The sequence below is a fragment of the Comamonas testosteroni genome, assembly GCF_030505195.1.
GTDB lineage: Bacteria > Pseudomonadota > Gammaproteobacteria > Burkholderiales > Burkholderiaceae_C > Comamonas > Comamonas testosteroni_G.
The window spans coordinates 4,798,192-4,821,438 of sequence record NZ_CP129672.1; the positions used below are offsets into that span (position 1 = coordinate 4,798,192).

Genomic DNA, 23,247 nt, shown 5'->3' on the forward strand with positions numbered 1-23,247 from the left:
TGGTTTGCTGCAAGCCTGCGCCAGATCAAGCGCAGGCAGGGCTTGCATCAGTACGTGAACTTGAGCGAAGCCACGGCAGAGCGGCCAGCGCCGATATTGGCGTAGTGGGGCGAGCGCACGCCGGTGTAGTAAGCCTTGTTGCCCAGGTTGTAGACATTCAGCTGGAAGCTCAGGTTCTTGTCGATCTGGTAGGCCATCATCGCGTCGTAGCGGGCATAGCCGGAGGCGCCCTTGGTTACGATGCCGCCATCCACGGTGGACACTGCATAAGCTGCATTGACGCTGCTTTGCGCATAGATGCCCATACCCAGCGTCAGCTTGGACATGGGCTTGTAGCTGGTCCACAGGCTGAAGCTGTGCTTGGGGGTGTTGATGAAGGGGCGGCCATTGGCGACGTTGCCGACGCCCATGTTCTTTTGCTCGCTATCCATGAAGGTATAGCCGCCGAACACGCTCAGGTTGGACAGGATCTGGCCGGTGAAGCCCAGCTCCAGACCGTTGACTTCCTTGTTGCCGCCCATGTAGGTGATGCCGTTTTCCGTAATGCGGACGTTTGTCACCTCATTGCGGAAGATGGCAGCGCTCAGGTTCAGCTTCTTGTCCAGCAGATCCCACTTGGTGCCCAGCTCGATGGACTTGGTCTTCTCGGGCTTGAGGTCGGCCAGTGCAATGGTGTTGGCAGCCAGATCTTCATTGCCGTTACCCAGGGTCGAGCCGCCGGGGCGCGAAGAGGTGCCCAGATTGGCGTAGATGCTGCCATTGGCCGCAGGCTTGTAGACCACACCCAACTGGTAGTTGAACAGCGTGTCGCTGCGGCTCAGGTCGTATGCGGGGGCAGGGTTGCGGCCCGTGCTTGCGGGGCCGGATGCGCTGAGCTTGTAGTGGTCCACGCGCAGACCGGCGTTCACCAGCCATTGCTCGTTGAGCTTCAGAGTGTCAAAGCCGTACACCGCGATGGTGTCGATCTTGTTGACGGTGGATTGAGTAGGTAGTGCCCAGGCGAAGTTCCAGGGGGCATTGGCGCCGCTGGGGTTGCTCAGGGTGGTGCACCAGGGGTCGGATACCGATGTGCAGGTGCCGCCGCTTTGGATGGCGGCGGAGCGCACATCTGCCTTTTCCTTGGACAGCTCCAGACCGAAGGCATAGCTGTGGCCGATGGAGCCGGTCTGCTCCTTGCCGGTGAACTCGGTCACGTTCTGCAGCGTGGTGGTGTCGGATACGCGTGCGTTGCCGCGGCGCCAGACATAGCCATTGAGCACATTGCCCTTGGAGTCGTCGGGCTGGGTCCAGACATAGTCCTGCTTGGTCTTGCTGTAGCGCAGGCTGTTGCGGATCTTGTTGGTGTCGGTGAACTTGTGGGTGACCGAGGCAGTGAACAGATCGCTCTTTTCCTTCTCGAAGTCACGGTTGTTCAGGCCGTACCAGTTGGCGCGGTCATTGCCGTAAGTGGGGCGCACGGTGCTGCCGCCGGGCAGTCCCGCCATGGCCGCATTGCTGTACAGATAAGGTACGCCCCCATCGGGTGTGTTGTCGGTCTGCAGATGCTGCCAGGACAGCGTCACTTCGGTGGGCGTGCCCATGCCGAAGGTCACGGTGGGAGCAATGCCCCAGCGCTTGTTGTCGGGACCGTTGCGGCCAGGAACGTCGGCACTGTGGCCCATGGCGTTCAGACGGAAAGCCGTGGTGTCGTTGATCTTGCGGTTGATGTCCAGCGTGCCGCGCAGATAGTTGTCGGTGCCCAGGCCCACGTCGCCCGAGATGAAGTTCTCGTTCTTGGCCTTCTTGGTGGTGATGTTGATGGAGCCGCCTGCACCGCCACGACCGGCGTAGGCCGAGTCCGCGCCCTTGATGACTTCCACGGCTTCGACGTTGAACAACTCGCGGGTGCCGGAGGCGATGTCACGCATGCCGTCCACGAAGGTGCTGGACTGGGCGTCCATGCCGCGGATGAAAGGCTGATCGCCTGTGGGGTTGCCGCCTTCGCCGTTGCCGAAGGTGATGCCGGGGGTGGAACGCAGGGCATCCTGCAGGCTGGTGGCGCCGGTCTGCTTGATGATCTCTTCATTGATGACCTGAACGGTCTTGGGCGTGTCCAGCAAAGGGGCGGTGAACTTGCCTTGAGGGCTTGCTTCGGTCTTGAAGCTGGCGTCGGCAGCGGCTTCCACATTCACGGTGGACAAGGTGGTTTCCTGCTGAGCCATCGCGCTGGCGCCAATCAGGCACAGGCCTGCGGCAATCACGATTTGCTTGAGCTCGCAGCGCAAGCCGTTGGAGTCGGTCGGAGTCAGGGAGTGGTTGGACATGCTTTTGATGAGGAGTCGATTTTTGGAAAAAGCGTGCGGATTCTAGGTGATATTGATAATAGTTCTCGATATCATTCAATAATGGCTGCGGACACCCTGCGTTTTGTTGTACTACAGCAACAGACAGCCGGTCTGGATAGGCGGTGCGGATCCTGCCTACCTGTACAGCCACGAGTTTTCGGGATGGCGTAAACGCTCTTGCCTTGGGTGGGTGCTTTGTTTACGTCAAGTAAAGTAAATAAAAGTGAGATGCATTTAGAATTTGCGCAACTAGAATGCCGCCTTGCTGCGCAAGCAAGGCCGGCCTTGTGGCGCGATGTCGCGCAGGCCGGTTCGGCCCGGCGGCGATGCAATCCCAGAAAGTTCTGAATGACCGCGGCTTCCCCCAACGCTCCGCAGCGGGCGTACTGGCTCAAAAAATTACATGAGTGGCACTGGATCAGCTCCGCCATCTGCCTGATCGGCATGCTGCTGTTTGCTTTGACGGGATTCACCTTGAATCACGCCGGGCAGATCGAGTCCAAGCCCAAGGTCGAATCGCGTGATGCGCAATTGCCCCCGGAGCTGCTCGAAAAGCTGCAGCAAGCCCAGAAGCAGGGCGCGCAGGCTGCCAGCAAGGATGCGGTGGGCTTGCCTGCCGAGGTGGATGGCTGGCTGGCTCGGCAGATCAAGGTCAGTGCCAAGGGTTTTGCCGTGGAGTGGAGCGAAGACGAAGCCTATGTGCCCATGCCGCGCCCGGGTGGCGACGCCTGGCTGCGCGTGGACTTGAAGGAGGGATCGGTCGAGTACGAGAAGACCGACCGGGGCTGGATCTCCTACCTCAACGACTTGCACAAGGGGCGCAATACGGGCGGAGCCTGGAGCCTGTTCATAGATGTCTTTGCGATTGGCTGTCTGGTGTTCTGCATCACGGGTCTGCTGATTCTGAAGATGCATGCGCAGCGCCGGCCCATGACCTGGCCCATGGTCGGCCTGGGGCTGGTGCTGCCTGCGCTGCTGGTATTGCTGCTCGTGCATTGAAATGAGGCACTCCCTGAGTCGCTTCGCGCCTTCCCTCTTGAAAGGGGGCGACGGTACATGCTGGGGCAGCCCTTGCTGGCCGTCTCTGACTGGGATTGCGCTCGTTTCATGCGATGTGGGAAAAGTTGACTGGAAATTTGTGAAGGAAGAAAAAATGGCGAAGCGGATTTTCAAGACCACGGTGGCGCTGAGCGCTGTGGTGGGCCTGCCGGCAATCGCGGGCGGCATGAATGTGGCTGTGACTGTGCCCCAGTTGCAGGTGGCCGAATACCACAAGCCGTATGTTGCCGTGTGGCTGGAAAAGGCCGATGGCGGCGTGGCAGCCAATCTGTCCGTCTGGTACGACGCAAAGATGAAGAATGCCGAGGGCACCAAGTGGCTCAAGGACATGCGCCAGTGGTGGCGTCGTACGGGCCGTGAGCTGAGCTTTCCCATTGACGGCGTGACCCAGCCGACCAAGCCTGTGGGCAGCCATGCGCTGTCTTTTGCCGAAGGCAAGAACCCGCTGCCCCAGTTGGCTCCCGGTCAGTACAAGCTGATGGTGGAAGCCGCGCGTGAAGTCGGCGGCCGCGAGCTGGTGTCCATTCCCTTTGAGTGGCCCGTCAAGCAGGCCACCAGCCTGAGCGCCAATGGCAGCACCGAGCTGGGCGCGATCAAGCTGGAATTGAAGCCTTGATCTTGATTCTCACCCCCTGAGCGGCTTTGCCTAGGCGGCCCCGCCGCTTCCCCCTCTCTGGCTTCGCGGCAGGGGGACGACACCCTCGGTGCGGGGCGACCCTTCCTTGGTGTCTCTTGCCTGCGTAGCGCCAGTTTTAGGGTGTTGCTTGGCCGTCACGTCTCTCTCTCTTTTGATTTGTCACCCTTTTTGTTCTCAAGGACCCGATATGAAGTTCAAAACACGTGCTCTCGCTGCAGCCGCTCTGGCACTGACCGTACTGGGCGCCCAGGCGCATGATCTGTGGTTCAAGCCCTCCAGCACCGTGCTGTCCAAGTCCGACTGGGTGACGGTGGATGCGGCCGTGTCCAACGATGTGTTCTTCTTCAATCACCGTCCGCTGGGCCTGGAAGCCGTCAAGGTGACCGCGCCCGATGGCTCGGCGGTGGAAATGAAGAATGTCGCCAAGGGCGAGTTGCGCAGCATGTTCGACTTCAAGCCAGAAAAGGCCGGCACCTACCGCGTCACCATGCTGATGACCGGCGTGATGGGTGGCTACAAGGATGCCAACGGCCAGCCCAAGCGCCTTCGTGGCTCGGTGGAAGAAGTGCTCAAGCAGATTCCCGCCGATGCCAAGGAAGTGCGCGTGACCGAGAATCTGCGCCGCATGGAAACCTTTGTGTCCCTGGGCAAGCCTTCGGCGCTGGCGCTGACCGGCAAGGGTCTGGAGCTCAAGCCCGTGACGCACCCCAATGATCTGGTGGCCAGCGAAGAGGCGACTTTCGAATTTCATCTTGACGGAAAGCCCGCTGCGGATCTGGAGCTGGAGCTGGTGGCCGACGGCATTCGCTACCGCGACGGTGTGGACGCCATGAAGCTCAAGACCGATGCCAAGGGCCAGGTCAAGATCAAGTTCCCCCGCGCAGGTCTGTTCTGGCTGAACGCCGATGCCACGGACAAGAAGACCAGCATTGCCAAGGCAACGGAGCGTCGCCTGGGCTATATCGCGACTCTGGAAGTCCTGCCTTAAGCGTTGGCGCTTGATGGACTGAATACGCGCCCGATCCGGGCGCGTCGTTGTTTTCGCTGCTGTTTTCGCCTTTGTCTGGATGCCCATGCCCACACCCCCCCGCGTACGCTTTGACGCCAGTCTCTGGCAACTGCCCTTGTCGGCGGCACAGAGTCAGGCTCGCGCTCGGATGCCGGCGCCGGACTTTGGCGTGCAGCGCTGGCGACCTGCAAGCCTGCAGCATCGGCAGGACGGGCGTATTCATCGCCTGTCCGGCCAGACCATGGGCACGCATTGGTCGCTGTGTCTGGCCAACCCGGATTACCTGCCCACCGAGCCGGCGCAGGCTCTGCTGGAGCAGGTGTTTGCTGATGTCATCGCTCAGATGAGCAACTGGGAGGCGGATTCGCTGATCACCCGGTTCAATCGTTCAGGACCCGGTCAAACGCATATAGTGCCGGCGGAGTTCGCCCATGTTCTGGAAGCGGCCTTGCACTGGAGCCGGCTATCCGGCGCGGCCCTGGATCCCGCCATGGGGGCGCTGGTCTCGCTGTGGGGGTTCGGGCCGCGCCAGAACCCGCTGCAGCCGCATTCAGGGCAGGCGCCGGCCGGCGATGAGATCGAGCGCTTGCTGAAGACCAGCGGCCACGGCCATCTGCGCTGGAATGCGCAAACCCGGCAGTTGCAGCAGTCCGGAGGTCTGGAGCTGGATTTTTGCGGCATTGCCAAGGGCTTTGCCGTGGATTGGGCTGTGCGCAAGCTGCAGGCCGCAGGCTGGGCTGCGGGCATGCTCGAAATTGGCGGTGAGCTGCGCAGCTGGGGGGCGCGCCCTGATGGGCGGCCCTGGCAGGTGCAGCTGGGCACGGGCGGTTCTGCCGAGGCCGAGCCGCTGGTCGTGGCCTGCAGGGAGGGCGCTTTTGCCACCTCGGGCGATTTCTGGCATCAGTTCACGCAGGCCGGCAGGCGCTATTCGCACACGCTGGATCCGCGCACGGGCTGGCCGGTGACGCATGATCTGGCCAGCGTGACCGTGTTCCATGAGGAATGCATGCATGCCGATGCGCTGGCCACCGTGCTCACGGTGCTGGGTCCGCAGCAAGGCATGGACTTTGCCCGTGAACACGAGATTGCAGCCGTGCTCACATCGCATCTCGCATCCGATGGCAATGAGGCCCGCAGACGGGTGCTCAAGACACCGGCCTGGATCAACCTATTTGAGGCATGACAGTGGAATGGATTTTGACGCCCGAGCGCATCTATGGGGCTATGGGTTTGGTCGCAGCCTATGCAGGCATGTGCTGGGGTATTGGCACCAAGGTGCGCAAGCAGCGCCTGGCCGATGAGGCCGAGAGCAAGGTCTCGCAAGGCGATGCTGCTGCGCCTGCCGTCCTGGTCGCCTATGCCAGCCAGACGGGGCAGGCCGAGGCCCTGGCCCGTGCCACGGTCAAGATGCTGGTCGATGGCGGTCTGCAGGTGCGCCTGCTGCCCGTCGAGAAGCTGACGACCGAGCTGCTGCAGCACTATGCACACAGCCTGTGGCTGCTGTCCACCACAGGCGAGGGCGATGCGCCCAACCATGCGCTGGGCTTTGTCCAGCAGCTCATGGCCACGCAGCCTCAGCTGAGCCGGCACCAAAGCCTGGTGCTCGCGCTGGGTGATCGTGAATACCAGGAGTTCTGTGCGTTTGGTGTGGAGGTGCACGAGTGGTTGCAGAGCGGCGGCGCGCGCAGCGATCTGGTCTGCGTGGACAATATGGAGGCCTTGAGCTTGCAGAGCTGGCAGACCCAGGTCGCTCAGATGCGACAGGGCTTGCTGGGCGAGTCTGCGCCAGCCCGGGAGCTGGATTCGGACTGGTTGCAGGCGCCGGCCAGCATACCTTTTGTGCTCAGTCGGCGGCGTTTGCTCAATCCCGGCAGCCAAGGCGGGGCACTGCACTTGCTGGAGTGGACGCCGCAGTCGGGCGAGCTGCCGCAGTGGGAGTCGGGCGATCTGGTGTCTCTGTGCGTGCCTGCCGACCCTGAGCGTGCGCGCGACTATTCGATCGCCTCGATCACGGCCGATGGCAGCCTGCAACTGCTGGTGCGCGAGAGCACGCGTGCCGATGGTTCACCGGGCCTTGCCTCGCACTGGTTGTGCCGAGGCATGGCCGAGGGGGATGTACTGCCGCTGACCTTGCGCGAGCACCGAGGCTTCAGACTCGGTGAGAACGCCGGGCGGCCGCTGATTCTGATCGGCAATGGCTCGGGCCTGGCGGGCCTGCTCAGCCATATCAGGGCGCGTGTGCAGCAAGGGCTTGGTGATCAATGGCTGTTGTTCGGGGAGCGCAGCCCGCAGCACGACGCGCTATTTGCCGACCAATTGGGCGCATGGCTCAGGCAAGGCCGACTGGCACGGCTGGATCAGGCCTGGTCGCGCAACGGTAAGGATTCGCGCTATGTGCAGGATTTGCTGCGCAGCCATGCACAGGAAGTCCGGCAATGGGTGGAGCGTGGCGCGGCCATCTATGTCTGCGGCAGCCTGAGCGGCATGGGGCAAGGCGTGCATCTGACGCTGCAGGCCATTTTGGGCGAGGCCAAGGTGGCCGAGCTGTTGGGCTCGGGCCGCTACCGGCGCGATGTGTATTGAAAAAGCCGAGACCGGCTTTGCCTGTTGCTGTGCAGGGCGGCTTCACGCCGGGCTCGATCGCAAGCCCCGGCTTGCTTTGCGGTATCAGCCGTTCGGCCGTGAGGTGCTTGTCTCAGAAACGCAAAAAGCTGGCTCAGGCCAGCTTTTTTGTGGTCAGCGCAAGCGCAGTGCTTACTTGACGTGCTTGCCGATCAGGCCGGCCATCTCGAACATGGAGACTTGGGGCTTGCCGAAGACTTCCTTGAGCTTGGCATCAGCGTTGATCATGCGCTTGTTGGCCGCATCTTGCAGGTTGTTGGCCTTGATGTAGACCCACAGCTTGCTGATGATTTCAGTGCGGGGCAGGGGATCCTTGCCAACCACGGCAGCCAGAGCGGCGCTGGGGGTCAGAGGTTTCATGAAGGCAGCGTTGGGAGTGCGCTTCTTAGCGGCGGGAGCTGCTGCCGGTGCTGCAGCGGGTGCCTTCTTTGCAGTTGCCATTTTGCTTATTCCTAATTGGGTAGTGGACTTATCACCAGCGAAATACAGCTGCAATCCACTGGCTGAGGCTGATGCTAATGGCAAAAAATCGCTCTTCCAAGCTAGTGGGCTGTTTTTTTGCCTTGATTTGTTGCTCTCAGGCCCTTTAGTGTCCGTTTTCACGGGTTTTTCCTTGAGAGTGTTGTGAAAAAGTTGCTCTCTGTGTGTGCCCGCAGGTGCTTGTGTTATGTCGGGTGCTCAGGGCAAGATGCGGGAGAGTTGGTTCTGTGGAGATTTTCATGAGCGATTCCTCGGCTTCTCTTGGCTTTAGCACCTGCGATTTGTGCGATGCGCATATCAGTGACGACAGCAGCGATTTCCGCGTGCTGCCGCCCGTGTTCCACAGCTATGGCGGGCATGTCGGCTTTACGGGCGAGGTCAGCACCGTGCAGTGTCTGGACGACAACAGTCTGGTGCGAGCGGCGCTGGCCGAGCCGGGAGGTGGCCGTGTGCTGGTGGTCGATGGCGGCGGCTCGCTGCGCCGAGCTCTGGTGGGCGGTAATGTGGCGACATCGGCGGCCCAGAACGGCTGGGCCGGGGTGCTTGTCTATGGCTGCGTGCGCGACGTGGCCGAGCTGAAATCCACGCCCCTGGGTCTGTATGCGCTGGCGCTCAACCCCATGCCTACCGCCAAGCAAGGCCAGGGACTGCGCGATACCTATGTGCAGATCGCAGGCCTGTGGATTCGCCCGGGCGACTGGCTGTATGCCGACTCCGACGGCATTGTGCTGAGCCGCCGCAACCTGCTTGCCTGATGGCTGATGCTGCCTAACGCCTGATCTGCAATGAGCCGGGCCAGGTTGCAATCACAACGCTGGTCAGGGCTATGCCGAAGGCCAGCAATTGCATGCTGCCGATGCGCTCGCCCAGGGCCAGCGTACCCACCACAGCGGCGCTGATGGGCAGCAGCACGGTAAAAATTCCGGCTCGCGATGCGGGCACGGCGCGCAGCCCCGTCATCCACAGCCACACCGTCCAGACACAGGCGGCCAGGGCGTAAAACAGCAGCAGGCCCCATGCAGGCACCGAAACCCGGGAAAAATCAAACTGCCAGGCCAGATAGAGCCCGGCGGGCGTGGAAAGCGCGAACCCCCAGAGATTGATCAGTGCCGTAATACGCTTGGGGCTTACGCTGGCGGTGAGCTTTTTGCCGATCACGGCATATGCAGCCTCGCACAGTACGGCGGCAATCAGCAGCAACTGACCCAGGCCTTGCTGAGGATGTGCGGTTAGGCTGCTTTCGGTCTTGCTCAAGGCATTCAGCCCTATGCCGGCCACTGCGAAAACAATGGCTGTCCATGTACGCGCGCCAACGGCTTCGCGCAGAAAAAGCCAGCTCATGATGGCGACTGCGGCAGGAATTGCGGCCATGGTCACGCCCGCCGTGACCGCACTGGTCAAGGCCACGCCGCTGATCATGCAGAGCGTGAAAAGGAAATTGCCGAAGAAGGACTCAAAAAACAGCAGCCATTTGGTCTGCCTGCTCAGAGTTGTCTCGTGTGCAGGGGCCTTGAGCCAGCCCAGCATGGCCACGGCACCGATGCCAAAGCGCAGCCAAGCCAGCAGCATGACCGGAAAGATGGCAGCCAGAGGCTTGGACAGGGCCACATAGCTCCCCACCAAAGACATGCTGAGCGCCAGGCAGAGATAGGCGATGGGGCGACTGGGCGTGTGCATGGCGTGGCGAAATGGATGTCGATGACCAGAGAAGGTGATGCAAGGCAGTGTGGCAGGGCTGTTGCATGCATTTGACTCGGAGCAGGGGGCTGTTGTTTTTTTGTTCTCGCCGCCTTGGGCACTGTGTCTTTGTCCTGTCACCTGGTTTTGTTCAAGTGGCCTGGCCAGTCCCGTGCCGGGTAAATGGGTAGATCAAGACAGGCGCCGGGACTTTTTTCGTGCCGCGTTCAAAGGATGCCGACTTGAGAGGCCGTGCTTGCGCAAATTTTTCATGAAGCAAGAATTCAATTTCTTATTATGAAAAATTGAAATGCTGCGCTGCCGCAAAATTTCTCAATACGAGAAATGCGTTTTCTCATTGTGAAAAATAAAAATAAGCCATTGATTTTATTGAATATAAATTTCAGTCTTTTATAAGACATAAGACTTTGTAGAAGAACGTCGCAGACATAGAGTAGATCCCAAGGACGAACACCAAGTCATCTTGTTTTAACCGCTAAGGAGTGCACCATGCCCCAATCCCTGACTCAGCAACTGAGCCGTGAACAGCAAATCGCAGCCCTCGAAAAAGACTGGGCACAGAACCCACGCTGGAAGAGCGTAAAGCGCGGTTACAGCGCTGCCGATGTGGTGCGTCTGCGTGGCAGCCTGCAGCCTGAGTACACGCTGGCCCAGCGCGGCGCCGAAGTGCTGTGGGACAAGATTAACGGCAGCTCGAAGAAGGGCTATGTGAACGCCTTCGGCGCCATCTCTGCAGGCCAGGCCATGCAGCAGGCCAAGGCCGGCCTGGAAGCCGTGTACCTGTCGGGCTGGCAAGTAGCCGCCGACGGCAACACCTCCGAGACCATGTACCCCGATCAGTCGCTGTACGCCTATGACTCCGTGCCCACCATGGTGCGTCGCATCAACAACACCTTCAAGCGCGCCGATGAAATCCAATGGGGCAAGGGCATCAACCCCGGCGACAAGGAGTTCATCGACTACTTCCTGCCCATCGTGGCTGATGCGGAAGCCGGCTTTGGCGGCGTGCTCAACGCGTTCGAGCTGATGAAGAACATGATTCAGGCAGGTGCTGCCGGCGTGCACTTTGAAGACCAGTTGGCCGCCGTCAAGAAGTGCGGCCACATGGGCGGCAAGGTGCTGGTGCCCACCCGCGAAGCGGTCGAGAAGCTGATCGCCGCCCGTTTTGCAGCTGACGTGATGGGCGTGCCCACCATTGTGCTGGCCCGTACCGATGCCGAAGCGGCCAACCTGATCACCAGCAACCATGACGAGAACGACATCCCGTTCCTGACTGGCGAGCGTACTCAGGAGGGCTTCTACCGTGTCAAGAACGGTCTGGAGCAATCCATCAGCCGCGGCGTGGCCTACGCTCCCTATGCGGATCTGGTGTGGTGCGAAACCGGTGTGCCCGATATCGGCTTTGCCCGCGAATTTGCCCAGGCCGTGCACGCAGCCTGCCCAGGCAAGCTGCTGAGCTACAACTGCTCGCCTTCGTTCAACTGGAAGAAGAATCTCAACGACAGCCAGATCGCTTCCTTCCAGGAAGACCTGTCCGCACTGGGTTACAAGTTCCAGTTCATCACGCTGGCCGGCATTCACAGCAACTGGTACAACACCTTCAAGTTCGCCCACGAGTACGCTCGCGGCGAAGGCATGAAGCACTACGTGGAAATGATCCAGGAGCCCGAATTCGCGGCTCGTGACAAGGGCTACACCTTTGTCTCGCACCAGCAGGAAGTGGGCGCAGGTTACTTCGACGACGTGACCACCGTGATCCAGGGCGGCTCCTCCAGCGTCAAGGCGCTGACCGGCTCCACCGAGGAAGAGCAGTTCCATTGAGCCACGATGAATCGTGATTCTGTCTAGGTAAAAAAAGGGGTTATGCGCCCGGGGCGAAAGTCTCGGGCGCTTTTTTGTTTGCCGGGTTAAAATGCCGCGACTTCAATTCACAAGGGCGAGAAAGGCATCAACGGTTATGACACCGCGAACTACATCGGAGATGTACTTCAGCTGCTGATGGCAGCTGGCGGTTCGCGCCTGCCCGAGATTTCTCGACCCCTCATCAAAGCGCGGACTGGTTCCGCGCTTTTTGCTTTCAGGCAACTCCAAAGCTCTGGCGCTGGCCCTCACCCACACAAATTTGGTTTGACAAGGAATTTCATGATCAACATCACGCTCCCCGATGGCTCCAAGCGCGAATATCCGGGCCCGGTTTCGGTCGCTGAGGTCGCTGCTTCGATCGGCTCCGGCCTGGCCAAGGCGGCACTTGCCGGCAAGATCAACGGCAAGGTCGTGGACACCAGCTTTGTGATCGAGCAGGATTCGCCGCTGTCCATCATCACCGCCAAGGATGCCGATGGTCTGGAGGTGATCCGCCACTCCACCGCTCACTTGCTGGCCTATGCCGTCAAGGAGCTGTTTCCCGATGCCCAGGTCACCATCGGCCCTGTGATCGAAAACGGTTTCTACTACGACTTCTCGTACAAGCGTCCCTTCACTCCCGAAGATCTGGCTGCCATCGAAAAGAAGATGACCGAGCTGGCCAACAAGGACGAGCAGGTGGTGCGTCGCGTGCTGCCGCGCGACGAGGCCGTGCAGTACTTCAAGGGCATCGGCGAAGCCTACAAGGCCGAGATCATTGCCTCCATCCCCAGCAACGAGGATGTGAGCCTGTACCGTGAAGGCGCCTTCGAAGATCTGTGCCGTGGCCCTCACGTGCCCAGCACTGGCAAGCTCAAGCACTTCAAGCTGATGAAGGTGGCCGGTGCCTACTGGCGTGGCGACCACCGCAACGAGATGCTGCAGCGCATCTACGGCACCGCCTGGGCGACCAAGGACGAGCTCAAGGACTATCTGTTCCGCCTGGAAGAAGCCGAAAAGCGCGATCACCGCAAGCTGGGCCGCGAGCTGGATCTGTTCCACATCGATGAGCATTCGCCCGGCACCGTGTTCTGGCACCCCAAGGGTTGGGCAGTCTGGCAACAGGTCGAGCAGTACATGCGCCGCGTCTATCAGGACAACGGCTACCAGGAAGTCAAGGCTCCGCAGATTCTGGACAAGGGCCTGTGGGAGAAGACCGGCCACTGGGACAAGTACCGCGAAAACATGTTCACCACCGATTCGGAAAAGCGTGAATATGCCCTCAAGCCCATGAACTGCCCGGGCCACATCATCATCTTCAAGCAAGGCATCAAGAGCTATCGCGATCTGCCGCTGCGCTTTGGCGAGTTCGGCAACTGCCATCGCAACGAGCCCACCGGTTCGCTGCACGGCATCATGCGCGTGCGTGCCTTCACTCAGGACGATGGTCACATCTTCTGTACCGAAGACCAGATCCAGGCCGAGGTGACGGCCTTCACTTCGCTGCTGCAAAAGGTGTATGCCGACTTCGGTTTCACCAATATTTTGTATCGCCTGTCGACCCGTCCCGAGAAGCGCATCGGCACCGATGAAGCCTGGGACAAGGCCGAGAACGCGCTGGCCGAAGGTCTGCGCGCTTCGGGTTGCGAGTTCGAGTATCTGCCGGGCGAGGGCGCGTTCTACGGCCCGAAGATCGAGTACACCCTGAAGGATGCGCTGGGTCGCGAATGGCAGTGCGGCACCATCCAGGTGGACCCGAACATGCCCGAGCGTCTCGATGCGGAATTCGTGGGCGAGGATGGCGAGCGCCATCGTCCCATCATGCTGCACCGCGCGATTCTGGGTTCGCTCGAGCGTTTCATCGGCATTTTGGTCGAGCATCACTCGGGCGCGCTGCCTGCCTGGCTGGCTCCCGTGCAGGCTGCCGTGCTCAATATCACGGACGCTCAGGCCGACTATGCGCAGGAAGTTGCGCAGAAGCTGCAAAAAGCATTGCCGAATCAAAGCCTTAGGGTAGTGACAGATCTGCGCAATGAAAAGATTACGTATAAAATACGCGAGCATTCCATGCAGAAGCTGCCCTACATCCTTGTCGCAGGCGACAAGGAGAAGGCTGCTGGTGCGGTTGCAGTGCGCGCCCGGGGTAACAAAGACCTCGGTGTGATGTCGGTTGATGCATTCATTGAATTGCTCGCCAAGGACATCACGGCCAAGGCCTGAAGCAGATTAATTTTTGTGGCGGGCCGGTCAGCGTGCAAGGCACGCTAGCCGGCTACGCTGTTGTAGCCATTTCAATCCAAGGGTGAAAACCATAGCTACTGAATTTCGCGATCGGCGCCACCGTGAAGAGCGCAAGCATCGACTGAACCGAGAAATCATGGCGCCTGAAGTGCGTCTGTCTGGTCCTGACAACGAGCCTCTGGGCATCGTGCCGCTGCTAGAAGCGCTGCGCATGGCCGGTGAGTTGGATGTCGACCTGGTGGAAATTGCGGCCAACGCATCTCCTCCGGTCTGCCGTTTGATGGATTACGGCAAGTTCAAGTACCAGGAACAGAAGAAGGCTGCCGAAGCCAAGGCCAAGCAGACCGTCATCGAAATCAAGGAAGTGAAGTTCCGCCCTGGTACGGATGATGGTGACTACAACATCAAACTGCGCAATATCCGCCGTTTTCTGGCGGAAGGCGACAAGTGCAAGATCACGCTGCGTTTCCGCGGCCGTGAAATCACGCACCAGCAGCTGGGTCTGAATCTGCTCAACCGTCTGCGCGACGATCTGGCCGATTCCATCCAGGTGGAGCAGTTCCCCAAGCTGGAAGGCCGTCAGATGATCATGATGGTGGCGCCGTCTCGTGCAGGCGGCAAGAAGCCTGCCGGTGGTGCAAAACCACAAGGTGATGGCGTCGCTGCTGCACCTGAAGCTGCAGATAAGGCATAATTGCTGTTTTGCCTTGCGGGTAAAAGTGGGCTTGGCCCACTTTTGCAGGACTTACGCAAACAAGGATGTCGCAACGGCCAGCTTCTTTTAGAAGATGCCTTGCCTAAGACCTGATTTGCGTAAGTCGTTTTTGTGCGGCAACAAAGAATTTGCAGGCTTGCCTGCAAGACGTCAGTCCGGCCTGGCCGGACTGACAAACAAGTGCCTCGGAGGCCAGCGAAGTGTGTGCAGGTTGCACACCGCCTTGCGAGCACAAATTCAATAGGAGCATTCACATGCCCAAAATGAAGACTAAGAGCAGCGCGAAGAAGCGTTTTCGCGTTCGTCCCGGTGGTACCGTCAAGCGCGGTCAAGCCTTCAAGCGTCACATCTTGACCAAGAAGACCACGAAGAACAAGCGTCACCTGCGTGGCATTGTCAACGTGCATGAAGGCGATATGGGCTCCATCGCAAAGATGTTGCCTGGCGCTGGTCTGTAATTCACTGACGAACTAGGAGAAAACACATGCCTCGCGTCAAACGTGGTGTAACGGCCCGTGCCCGTCACAAAAAAGTTCTGAATCTGGCCAAGGGTTTCCGCGGTCGCCGTGGTAACGTCTTCCGCGTTGCCAAGCAAGCGGTCATGAAGGCTGGTCAATACGCCTACCGTGACCGTCGTACCAAGAAGCGCGTGTTCCGTCAGCTGTGGATCGCTCGTATCAACGCTGCTGCACGTGAACTGGGTCTGACTTACAGCCAATTCGCCAACGGCCTGAAGAAGGCTGCCATCGAAATCGACCGCAAGATGCTGGCCGATATCGCCGTGCACGACAAGGCTGCTTTTGCAGCTATCGTCGACCAAGTCAAGGCCAAGCTGGCTGCCTGAGGTCACGATCGGTAGTTACTCTTGTAGGACTTTTGCAGACCAGAATCCCCAAAGGCATTTGCCGATGGGCGAGCATCTTGCTCGAACCTGATTGCAGAAGTCGTGTCTTGTTCGGTAGCTGCTGATGCACAAACAGCAAGGGCTAGGGCTTGAAAAGGCACTAGCCCTTGTTTATTTTTACAAGTCGATAAAGAGTCGATATGAACGAGTTGGATTCTCTGGTCGAAAGCGCACAGCAACTGTTTGCGCAAGCCCACACCCCCGCTGATCTGGAAAATGCCAAGGCGCAGTTTCTGGGCAAGTCGGGCAAGATGACCGAGCTCATGAAGGGCATGGCGCAGCTTTCCGTCGAAGAGAAGAAGTCGCGCGGCGCCGCCATCAACGTGGCCAAGCAGGCGATCGAAGCGGCCTTGACCGCCCGTCGCAAGGCTTTGGCAGACGCCGAGCTGCAGGCCCATCTGAAGGCCGAGGTGCTGGATGTGACTCTGCCTGGTCGCCGTCGTGGCGCGGGAGGGCTGCACCCCGTCTCCATCACCATGGAGCGTATCGAGGGTATTTTCGGCTCCATGGGCTTTGATGTGGCCCAGGGCCCCGAGATCGAATCCGACTGGTTCAACTTCACGGCGCTGAACACGCCCGAAGACCATCCCGCGCGCTCCATGCACGACACCTTCTATGTCGAAGGCGGCACCCAGCACGCACCCAATCTGCTGCGCACGCACACCAGCCCCATGCAGGTGCGCCATGCCGTGCAGCATGTGAAGAATTACCGCAACGCGCTCGATGCCGGCCAGACCATGCCCGAGATCCGCGTGATTGCCCCCGGCCGCACCTACCGTGTGGACTCGGATGCCACCCACTCGCCGATGTTCCACCAGTGCGAAGGCCTGTGGATCGGCGAGAACGTGAGCTTCAAGGACCTGAAGGTCGTGTTCACCGATTTCTGCAAGACCTTCTTCGAGCAGGATGATCTGGTGCTGCGTTTTCGTCCCAGCTTCTTCCCGTTCACCGAGCCTTCGGCCGAAATCGACATCCAGTTCCAGAGCGGCCCGCTGGCCGGCAAGTGGCTGGAAGTGGCGGGCTCCGGCCAGGTGCACCCCAATGTGGTGCGCAACATGGGCTTGGACCCCGAAAAATACATCGGCTTTGCCTTTGGCATGGGCCCCGACCGCCTGACCATGCTGCGTTACGGCGTGAACGACCTGCGCCTGTTCTTCGACGGCGACATCCGTTTTCTGTCGCAGTTTCAGTAATTAAAAAAGTGAGCTGTCAGCGCACGCTTTGAAACGATTTCAGATAGTTTTTATGCTGAAATCCTTGTGTGACGAGCGCTAGTAGCTCATCTTTTTGATGATACGCATGCCCAGCCAGTGGCAGACCGCTTGCGGTGCGACTGGCATGAACGCCAAAGAGTCTGACTATGCAATTTCCTGAATCCTGGTTGCGCGAATACTGCAACCCCAATCTGACCACCCAGCAACTGGCCGATACCCTGACCATGGCCGGTCTGGAAGTGGAAGAGCTGGATCCTGTGGCGCCTCCCTTCACCGGCATCGTGGTCGGCGAAATCAAGGAAGCCGTGCAACACCCCGACGCCGACCGTCTGCGCGTATGCAAGGTGGATATTGGCCAGCCCGAGCTGCTGAACATCGTCTGCGGCGCGCCGAACGCGCGCGTGGGCATCCGCATTCCCTGCGCCACCGTGGGCGCCGAGCTGCCGCCCGGTGCCGATGGCAAGCCCTTCAAGATCAAGATCGGCAAGCTGCGCGGCGTGCAGAGCTTTGGCATGCTGTGCTCGGCCAAGGAGCTGGGCATCGACGAAGACGCCAGCGGTCTGCTGGAGTTCCCTGCCGATGCGCCCCTGGGCCAGAGCGTGCGCGAGTACCTGAATCTGGACGACACGCTGTTCACGCTCAAGCTCACGCCCAATCTGGCGCACTGCCTGAGTGTCTACGGTGTGGCGCGCGAGCTGTCGGCGCTGACCGGCACGCCGCTCAAAGCTCTGTCCTTCCCCGCTGCGGCCGTGGCCTTGCAAGACAAGCTGCCGGTCAAGATCGAGGCGACCGATCTGTGCGGACGCTTCTCGGGCCGTATCGTGCGCAACGTCAACACGCGGGTGAAGACGCCCCAGTGGATGGTGGACCGCCTGGCGCGCTGCGGTCAGCGCTCGGTCAGCCCGCTGGTGGATATCTCCAACTATGTGATGTTCGAGCTGGGCCGTCCCAGCCATATCTTCGATCTGGACAAGATCAGTGGCGGCCTGAATGTGCGCTGGGGCAAGGAGGGCGAAACGCTCAAGCTGCTCAACGGCAACACCATCAAGATCGACGATTTCCTGAAGGTCGGCGTGATTGCCGATGACAAGCAGGTTGAGTCGCTGGCCGGCATCATGGGCGGCGACGCCACGGCCGTCTCCGACGACACCCGCAACATCTACATCGAAGCCGCGTTCTGGTTCCCCAAGGCCGTGGCCGGCCGCTCGCGCCACTTCAACTTCTCGACCGACGCCGGTCACCGCTTCGAGCGCGGTGTGGACCCCGAGTTCACCACCGAGCACATCGAGCGCATCACCGCGCTGGTGCTGGAAATCTGCGGCACGCCCGAGACACAGGTCGGCGCCATGGACGACCAGCGGCCCAATATGCCCACCTCCAAGGCTGTGCAGCTGCGCGTGTCGCGTGCGGCCAAGGTCATCGGCATGGACGTGACCCAGCAGCAATGCCTGGACGCCCTGAACGGCCTGGGCCTGCCTGCCTCCGTGGCTTCGGAGGGCGTGATTTCGGTGACTGCTCCTACCTTCCGCTTCGACATCAATCTGGAAGAGGATCTGATCGAGGAAGTGGCCCGCATGATCGGCTACGAAAACCTGCCGACCCCCAAGCCGCTGGCCCCGATCTCGCCCAAGCTGCGCGCTGAGAACGAGCGCAGCCCCTATGCCGTGCGCCACGAACTGGCGGGCCTGGGCTACCAGGAAACCATCAACTTCAGCTTTGTCGAAGAAAAGTGGGAGCAGGAGCTGGCAGGCAACAACAATGCCATCAAGCTGCTCAACCCCATTGCCAGCCATCTGAGCGTGATGCGCTCGTCGCTGCTGGGCTCGCTGCTGCAAGTCTTGAAGTTCAACGTGGACCGCAAGGCGCAGCGCGTGCGTGTGTTCGAGCTGGGCCGCGTGTTCTTCAAGGACGACTCCGTGGTCGACTCCGACACCACCGTCAAGGGCTTTTACCAGCCCATGCGCGTGGCGGGTCTGGCCTACGGCGCTGCCGATCAGCTGCAGTGGGGCAGGGCAGAAGCCAAGGTCGACTTCTACGACGTCAAGGGCGATGTGGAAGCGCTGCTGGCTCCGGCCAAGCCCGTGTTCGAGCCTGCCGAGCACCCCGCCATGCACCCCGGCCGCTGCGCGCGCGTGCTGCTGGACGGCAAGGCCATCGGCTTTGTCGGCGAGCTGCACCCCCAATGGCGCCAGGAATGGGATCTGGCCCAGGCTCCCGTGATGTTCGAGCTGGAGCTGGACGCCGTGCTGGCCCGTCAGGTCCCTGTGTTCAAGCCCGTGGCCAAGCACCAGGCGGTGGAGCGCGACATTGCCGTGGTCGTCAAGGAAGCCGTGACCCACGCCCAGGTGATGGAAGCCGTGCAGCAAGGCGTGCAGGGCGGCATTCTGCGCTCGGCCGTGCTGTTCGACGTATTCCGTCCCAAGAAGCTCAAGGCGGGCGAGGAAGCGGCGCTGGGCAGTCTGGCCCAGGACGAAAAGAGCCTGGCCGTGCGTCTGACGCTGGGCAGCGACAGCGCGTCGCTGACCGATGCGGAAATCGAGGCCGCCATGCAGGGCACAATTGCGGCTCTGGTTGAACGCGTTGCGGCTCGACTGCGCTGATATGTTCAATCCACAAGGAGATCGACCCATGGAGCTTGCCGTAGAGAGCATCGACAGCCCTGCGTTGACCAAGGCGCAGCTGGCCGATCTGCTGTTTGACGAAATCGGTCTGAACAAGCGCGAAGCCAAGGACATGGTGGATGCGTTTTTCGACCTGATCTCGCAAAAGCTGGTGGAGGGCGAAGACGTCAAGCTTTCGGGCTTTGGCAACTTCCAGATCCGCACCAAGGCGCCTCGGCCCGGTCGCAACCCGCGCACCGGCGAGCTGATTCCCATCGCTGCGCGCCGCGTGGTGACCTTTCATGCCAGCAGCAAGCTCAAGGAGCTGATCCAGGGCGAGAGTTCGGAGTCTTAAGGCGATTGGCACACGGCGGATGCACTGTCAAGCGGAGCATCGGTCACTGAAGAGCTGACAGTCTTGCGTCGCGCGCGGTGCAAGGTCCTGTCAGCTCTTCGCGCTATATTGCTAGGACTTGCGCAAACAGGAATGCATAGCGGGCATCTCGATCGATAAAACACCGTGCCTGATCCGGATTTGCGCAGGTCGTGATTGCCTATCTTTCACCCATCCCTTCACTGACCGCTTGCAACCAGCCATGGCTTCATCTTTGCCAGCAATTCCCGCCAAGCGCTATTTCACCATCGGTGAAGTTGCGGATCTTTGCGACGTCAAGCCTCATGTGCTGCGTTACTGGGAGCAGGAGTTTGTGCAGCTCAAGCCCATGAAGCGTCGTGGCAACCGACGCTACTACCAGCATCATGAGGTGTTGATGGTGCGTCGCATTCGCGAGCTGCTCTACGAGCAGGGCTTCACCATCAGCGGTGCACGAAATCGTCTGCGTGAACTGGTGACGGGTCATGGCAGGGCAGTCGAGCAGCAGCCGGTGCTTGTGCATCCGGCCCTGTCCCCTCAGGGCAAAGAGCTGGAGCAAAGCCCTTTGCTGGCTGCAATGCTGGAGCAGGGCTGCTCGGAGCCTGCCGGTGCCATGGGCATGGAGGAGGTCAAAGAGGAGCTTTTGCAGATCAGGGCGCTGCTTTCTCTTTGACATCGAATTTCTGTGTATAATTCAAGTCTTCGGAATGTAGCGCAGCCTGGTAGCGCACTTGCATGGGGTGCAAGGGGTCGCGAGTTCGAATCCCGCCATTCCGACCAATTAGACAAGGGCTTCTGACTATCAAGTCAGAAGCCCTTTTTCTATTTCTGAGGTGATCCGGCGTGAAGTATTTGATGACGACTTCACTGTAGGAGTGGGTCTGATTTCGCCTGATTGCGTTCGCTCCAACGAGAATAGCGAGAATGGATGCGGTATTGATTCTTGGTTTCTTTGATATAAGAACGAAATGAAAAGAATTGCCAATTCCAGGCGAAAAAATCGAACTTCGGCTGTTTGAGTGATTTTTGAAACAAATTCTTGCATGCGTTGTGCTAGATTTGCAATCGAATCCAGTTGTTTGATGGTATTGCCAGGAGATCAGCCATCAACGCACGGCTTCGCATGCAAGGTTATGCGTCAAGAACACCGGCCGGAAACCGGAGGCTCCGCCTTGCTATCGTGGAAAGGAAAATCTCCAAATGCGCTGTGTCTAGCCTATAGCCGCTTCACAGCCTGTCCGCGCGATTTGTCTGGCCAGGGGCTGACCTGTTCACTCCTTCACCACGGCTTTGTGGTGCTGCGCCAGGCAAAGTCATGGGTTTTGACGATCAGGCAACAAGCGTTGCCTGAGCTTCAATCTCGCGTGCGGCGCTGGCATGACGCCAAAGGCCGTGATCAAGAGAATTACAGAACTCCGTGTGACGAGTTCTGAGGCCGTATGCGATGCCTTGCCGGGCAGCAGCGAGCCTGTCCGCATCAACAACCAGCTTCCGCGGGAACGACTTTCAAGGTTGCACCGATTGCTCTCGCCAGCGTTCTGGCGGGTCAGCTGTCGCATTGCCCGGTCGGAGCCCAATGAGAGGGATATCAATGAAATTCAATCAGATTGCACAAGTGGTCGCCACCCTGGGCGTGGCATCGTGGGCCATGGCCGGCATGGCTCAGACGACCATGAATGCGCAACAGGCCAACGAACAAGGCGTTGCACTGCAAAAAGTGGTGGAGCAGGCGCTGATGACCCACCCCGAAGTGCAGGCGCGCTTCCAGGATTTCACGTCGTCGGCTGAAGGTCAGAACGTAGCCCGCGGCGGCTGGCGTCCCCAGGTCACCGCCCAAGGCTGGGTTGGACGCGAGTGGCGCAGCCATATCCAGGATTCTCCATCGCAGAACTGGAACCGCCCGGGCTGGAATCTGCAGCTGCGTCAGCTGATCTTTGATGGTTTCACCACCAGCAGCAATATCCGCCAGTTGGGCTTCGAGAAGCTGGCCAAGTTCTACGATCTGCGCGCGACCACCGAAAACCTGGCCAACGATGTCGTTGCGGCCTATCTGGATGTGCAGCGTTACCGCGAAATGGAAAAGCTGGCGCGCGAAAACTTCGGCACCCACCAGGTGACGCTGGGGCAGTTGCGTGAGCGCCAGCAGTCTGGCGTGGGGCGTGGCGTGGACCTGGAGCAGGCCAGCGGTCGTCTGTCCCTGGCACAGACCAATCTGATGACCGAGAGCAACAACCTCAACGATGTGATGCAGCGCTACCGCCGCGTGGTGGGCGAGTATCCGGCGGCCACGCTGGATCCCGCGCCCGAGGTGACTGGCAAGCTGCCTGTCTCCGGGGTTGCCAAGGATTTCGGCGATTCCCTGCGCGCCAGCCCGCTGCTGTTGTCCAAGCAGGCTCTGGTGCAAGCGGCCGAGGCCGGTCAGAAGGCGGCCAAGGGCGCGCACATGCCCAAGCTCGAACTGCTCGCTTCCACCGGACGCGATCGTGACCAGAACTCACCCGCCTACAGGGATGTGCAGAGCTCGCGGGTGCAGCTGATGCTGACCTACAACCTGTATCGAGGCGGTGCCGACGAGGCACGCCTGCGCCAGACGATTGCCCAGGGTTATGCGGCGCAGGATGTGCGCGATTACACCTGCCGCAACCTCCAGCAGGAGTTGTCGATCACCTGGAACAATATGGCCCGTCTGCGTCAGCAAACGCCCTTCCTGCGTGAGCACGTGCTCTCCACTGCCAAGGTTCGCGTTGCCTACCAGCAGCAGTTCAAGATCGGTCAGCGCTCGCTGCTGGATCTGCTGAACACCGAAAACGAGCTGTTCGATGCCCAGCGTGCCTTGGTCAATGCGCAATACGATCTGAAGAAGGCCGAGTACCAGTGGCTGACGCTGTCCAGCCAGATCCTGCCGGTGCTGGGACTTGCGCAGCCGCATGACGATAGCCGCCCGGATGAGCAACAGGCACTGACCTTGCCCGATGATCTGCTGCGCAGCTGCAAATCCTCGGTGCCGGACACCGCCAATCTGACGCCGGTGCCTTTCAGCGTGGGGGCCGAACAGGGTGCTCCTGCGCAAGCCCCTGCGGCAGCGCCGGTACCTGCCGCGCCTGTGCGTCAGTGATGATTGCCGGCGTCTGGGGCATCTTTTGTGGGAGTTGATGAACAACATGGATAAAAGCGATTCACCACCTTCGGAGCGGTCTTCCCGGCGGGAGTTATCGGCGCTGGATGCGGATTTCATCCGCGTTCTCGAGGACTTGATTGACGCCCTGCTTGCCAATGGGACCTTGCGCTTGACGGATCTTCCGCCACAGGCGCTTGATAAGCTGAACCAACGCAAGCAGGCGCGCCAGCGCATGCGTAATTCGCTGGACCTGATTGATGACGACGAAGAGCTTTTATAGGTTGATTGTTGAAGATGACCAAACCAGACGTTGAACCTACATTGGCATCGGTCAGCGGTACGGATGCGACCCAGATGGGAGGGCATGGTGCTTCGCCGCAAGCCGCTGCAGCAGCAGCAGCAGCAACGGAG

General features: G+C 60.1%; 21 protein-coding genes and 1 tRNA gene. 19 read left to right on the forward strand and 3 right to left on the reverse strand.

Annotated features, from left to right (window positions below; genetic code table 11):
• Positions 1-47 precede the first annotated feature (47 nt).
• On the reverse strand, positions 48-2,303 hold the full coding sequence (locus tag QYQ99_RS22095) for a TonB-dependent receptor (protein ID WP_302090025.1): 2,256 nt from the start codon (positions 2,301-2,303) through the stop codon (positions 48-50).
• A 369-nt stretch (positions 2,304-2,672) separates the two neighbouring features.
• On the opposite strand from QYQ99_RS22095, the gene QYQ99_RS22100 reads away from it, so the two are divergent.
• The 5 genes from QYQ99_RS22100 to QYQ99_RS22120 all read left to right on the forward strand — a co-directional run bounded on the left by QYQ99_RS22100 (position 2,673) and on the right by QYQ99_RS22120 (position 7,612).
• Positions 2,673-3,323, forward strand: coding sequence for a PepSY-associated TM helix domain-containing protein (locus QYQ99_RS22100; protein WP_302090026.1), 651 nt, complete (start codon positions 2,673-2,675; stop codon positions 3,321-3,323).
• Between the two features lie 154 nt (positions 3,324-3,477).
• Entirely contained in the window at positions 3,478-3,999 is a 522-nt protein-coding gene (locus QYQ99_RS22105; RefSeq protein WP_057092629.1) for a DUF2271 domain-containing protein, read from the forward strand.
• A 208-nt stretch (positions 4,000-4,207) separates the two neighbouring features.
• The gene (locus QYQ99_RS22110) at positions 4,208-5,008 is read left to right on the forward strand and encodes a DUF4198 domain-containing protein (protein ID WP_302090027.1); all 801 of its coding nucleotides are present in this window, start codon (positions 4,208-4,210) and stop codon (positions 5,006-5,008) included.
• Between the two features lie 85 nt (positions 5,009-5,093).
• The gene (locus tag QYQ99_RS22115; protein ID WP_302090028.1) at positions 5,094-6,212 is read left to right on the forward strand and encodes an FAD:protein FMN transferase; all 1,119 of its coding nucleotides are present in this window, start codon (positions 5,094-5,096) and stop codon (positions 6,210-6,212) included.
• Positions 6,209-7,612: a sulfite reductase subunit alpha gene (locus tag QYQ99_RS22120; protein WP_302090029.1), complete on the forward strand. Its 1,404-nt coding sequence runs from the start codon at positions 6,209-6,211 to the stop codon at positions 7,610-7,612. Before QYQ99_RS22115 ends, QYQ99_RS22120 begins: the two co-directional genes overlap by 4 nt.
• A gap of 171 nt (positions 7,613-7,783) precedes the next feature.
• On the opposite strand, the gene QYQ99_RS22125 is transcribed toward QYQ99_RS22120, so the two are convergent.
• Entirely contained in the window at positions 7,784-8,092 is a 309-nt protein-coding gene (locus QYQ99_RS22125) for an SWIB/MDM2 domain-containing protein (RefSeq protein WP_003053560.1), read from the reverse strand.
• Here QYQ99_RS22125 and QYQ99_RS22130 point away from each other — a divergent pair.
• Together QYQ99_RS22130 and rraA are read left to right on the forward strand one after the other, a co-directional pair.
• Positions 8,010-8,279, forward strand: coding sequence for a hypothetical protein (locus tag QYQ99_RS22130; RefSeq protein ID WP_302093293.1), 270 nt, complete (start codon positions 8,010-8,012; stop codon positions 8,277-8,279). The two genes, QYQ99_RS22125 and QYQ99_RS22130, sit on opposite strands and share 83 nt — an antisense overlap.
• A 91-nt stretch (positions 8,280-8,370) precedes the next feature.
• A complete protein-coding gene (gene rraA / locus QYQ99_RS22135) occupies positions 8,371-8,886 on the forward strand; it encodes a ribonuclease E activity regulator RraA (protein WP_302090030.1) in 516 nt (171 codons plus the stop codon).
• A 13-nt stretch (positions 8,887-8,899) separates the two neighbouring features.
• Here the strand turns inward: rraA and QYQ99_RS22140 are convergent, their stop codons facing one another.
• Positions 8,900-9,808 (reverse strand): DMT family transporter, encoded by a 909-nt coding sequence (locus QYQ99_RS22140; protein WP_302090031.1) that lies wholly within the window; start codon positions 9,806-9,808, stop codon positions 8,900-8,902.
• Between the two features lie 510 nt (positions 9,809-10,318).
• On the opposite strand from QYQ99_RS22140, the gene aceA reads away from it, so the two are divergent.
• The 12 genes from aceA to QYQ99_RS22200 all read left to right on the forward strand — a co-directional run bounded on the left by aceA (position 10,319) and on the right by QYQ99_RS22200 (position 23,116).
• A complete protein-coding gene (gene aceA / locus QYQ99_RS22145) occupies positions 10,319-11,650 on the forward strand; it encodes an isocitrate lyase (protein WP_003053566.1) in 1,332 nt (443 codons plus the stop codon).
• 321 nt (positions 11,651-11,971) lie between these two features.
• The gene (thrS, locus tag QYQ99_RS22150; RefSeq protein WP_003075153.1) at positions 11,972-13,891 is read left to right on the forward strand and encodes a threonine--tRNA ligase; all 1,920 of its coding nucleotides are present in this window, start codon (positions 11,972-11,974) and stop codon (positions 13,889-13,891) included.
• A gap of 82 nt (positions 13,892-13,973) precedes the next feature.
• Positions 13,974-14,606: a translation initiation factor IF-3 gene (gene infC, locus QYQ99_RS22155; RefSeq protein ID WP_302090032.1), complete on the forward strand. Its 633-nt coding sequence runs from the start codon at positions 13,974-13,976 to the stop codon at positions 14,604-14,606.
• Positions 14,607-14,881: 275 nt separating this feature from the next.
• On the forward strand, positions 14,882-15,085 hold the full coding sequence (gene rpmI, locus QYQ99_RS22160) for a 50S ribosomal protein L35 (RefSeq protein ID WP_034365623.1): 204 nt from the start codon (positions 14,882-14,884) through the stop codon (positions 15,083-15,085).
• Between the two features lie 26 nt (positions 15,086-15,111).
• Positions 15,112-15,471 (forward strand): 50S ribosomal protein L20, encoded by a 360-nt coding sequence (gene rplT, locus QYQ99_RS22165; protein WP_003053572.1) that lies wholly within the window; start codon positions 15,112-15,114, stop codon positions 15,469-15,471.
• Between the two features lie 200 nt (positions 15,472-15,671).
• Entirely contained in the window at positions 15,672-16,724 is a 1,053-nt protein-coding gene (pheS, locus tag QYQ99_RS22170) for a phenylalanine--tRNA ligase subunit alpha (RefSeq protein WP_003069975.1), read from the forward strand.
• Between the two features lie 167 nt (positions 16,725-16,891).
• On the forward strand, positions 16,892-19,345 hold the full coding sequence (gene pheT, locus QYQ99_RS22175; protein ID WP_302090033.1) for a phenylalanine--tRNA ligase subunit beta: 2,454 nt from the start codon (positions 16,892-16,894) through the stop codon (positions 19,343-19,345).
• A 28-nt stretch (positions 19,346-19,373) separates the two neighbouring features.
• Positions 19,374-19,700, forward strand: coding sequence for an integration host factor subunit alpha (locus tag QYQ99_RS22180; protein WP_302090034.1), 327 nt, complete (start codon positions 19,374-19,376; stop codon positions 19,698-19,700).
• A gap of 241 nt (positions 19,701-19,941) precedes the next feature.
• A complete protein-coding gene (locus QYQ99_RS22185) occupies positions 19,942-20,391 on the forward strand; it encodes a MerR family transcriptional regulator (protein WP_302090035.1) in 450 nt (149 codons plus the stop codon).
• A gap of 30 nt (positions 20,392-20,421) precedes the next feature.
• A tRNA-Pro gene (locus tag QYQ99_RS22190) sits at positions 20,422-20,498 on the forward strand.
• Positions 20,499-21,309: 811 nt separating this feature from the next.
• Entirely contained in the window at positions 21,310-22,833 is a 1,524-nt protein-coding gene (locus QYQ99_RS22195; protein WP_302090036.1) for a TolC family outer membrane protein, read from the forward strand.
• Between the two features lie 37 nt (positions 22,834-22,870).
• Positions 22,871-23,116, forward strand: coding sequence for a hypothetical protein (locus QYQ99_RS22200; protein WP_302090037.1), 246 nt, complete (start codon positions 22,871-22,873; stop codon positions 23,114-23,116).
• Positions 23,117-23,247 lie beyond the last annotated feature (131 nt).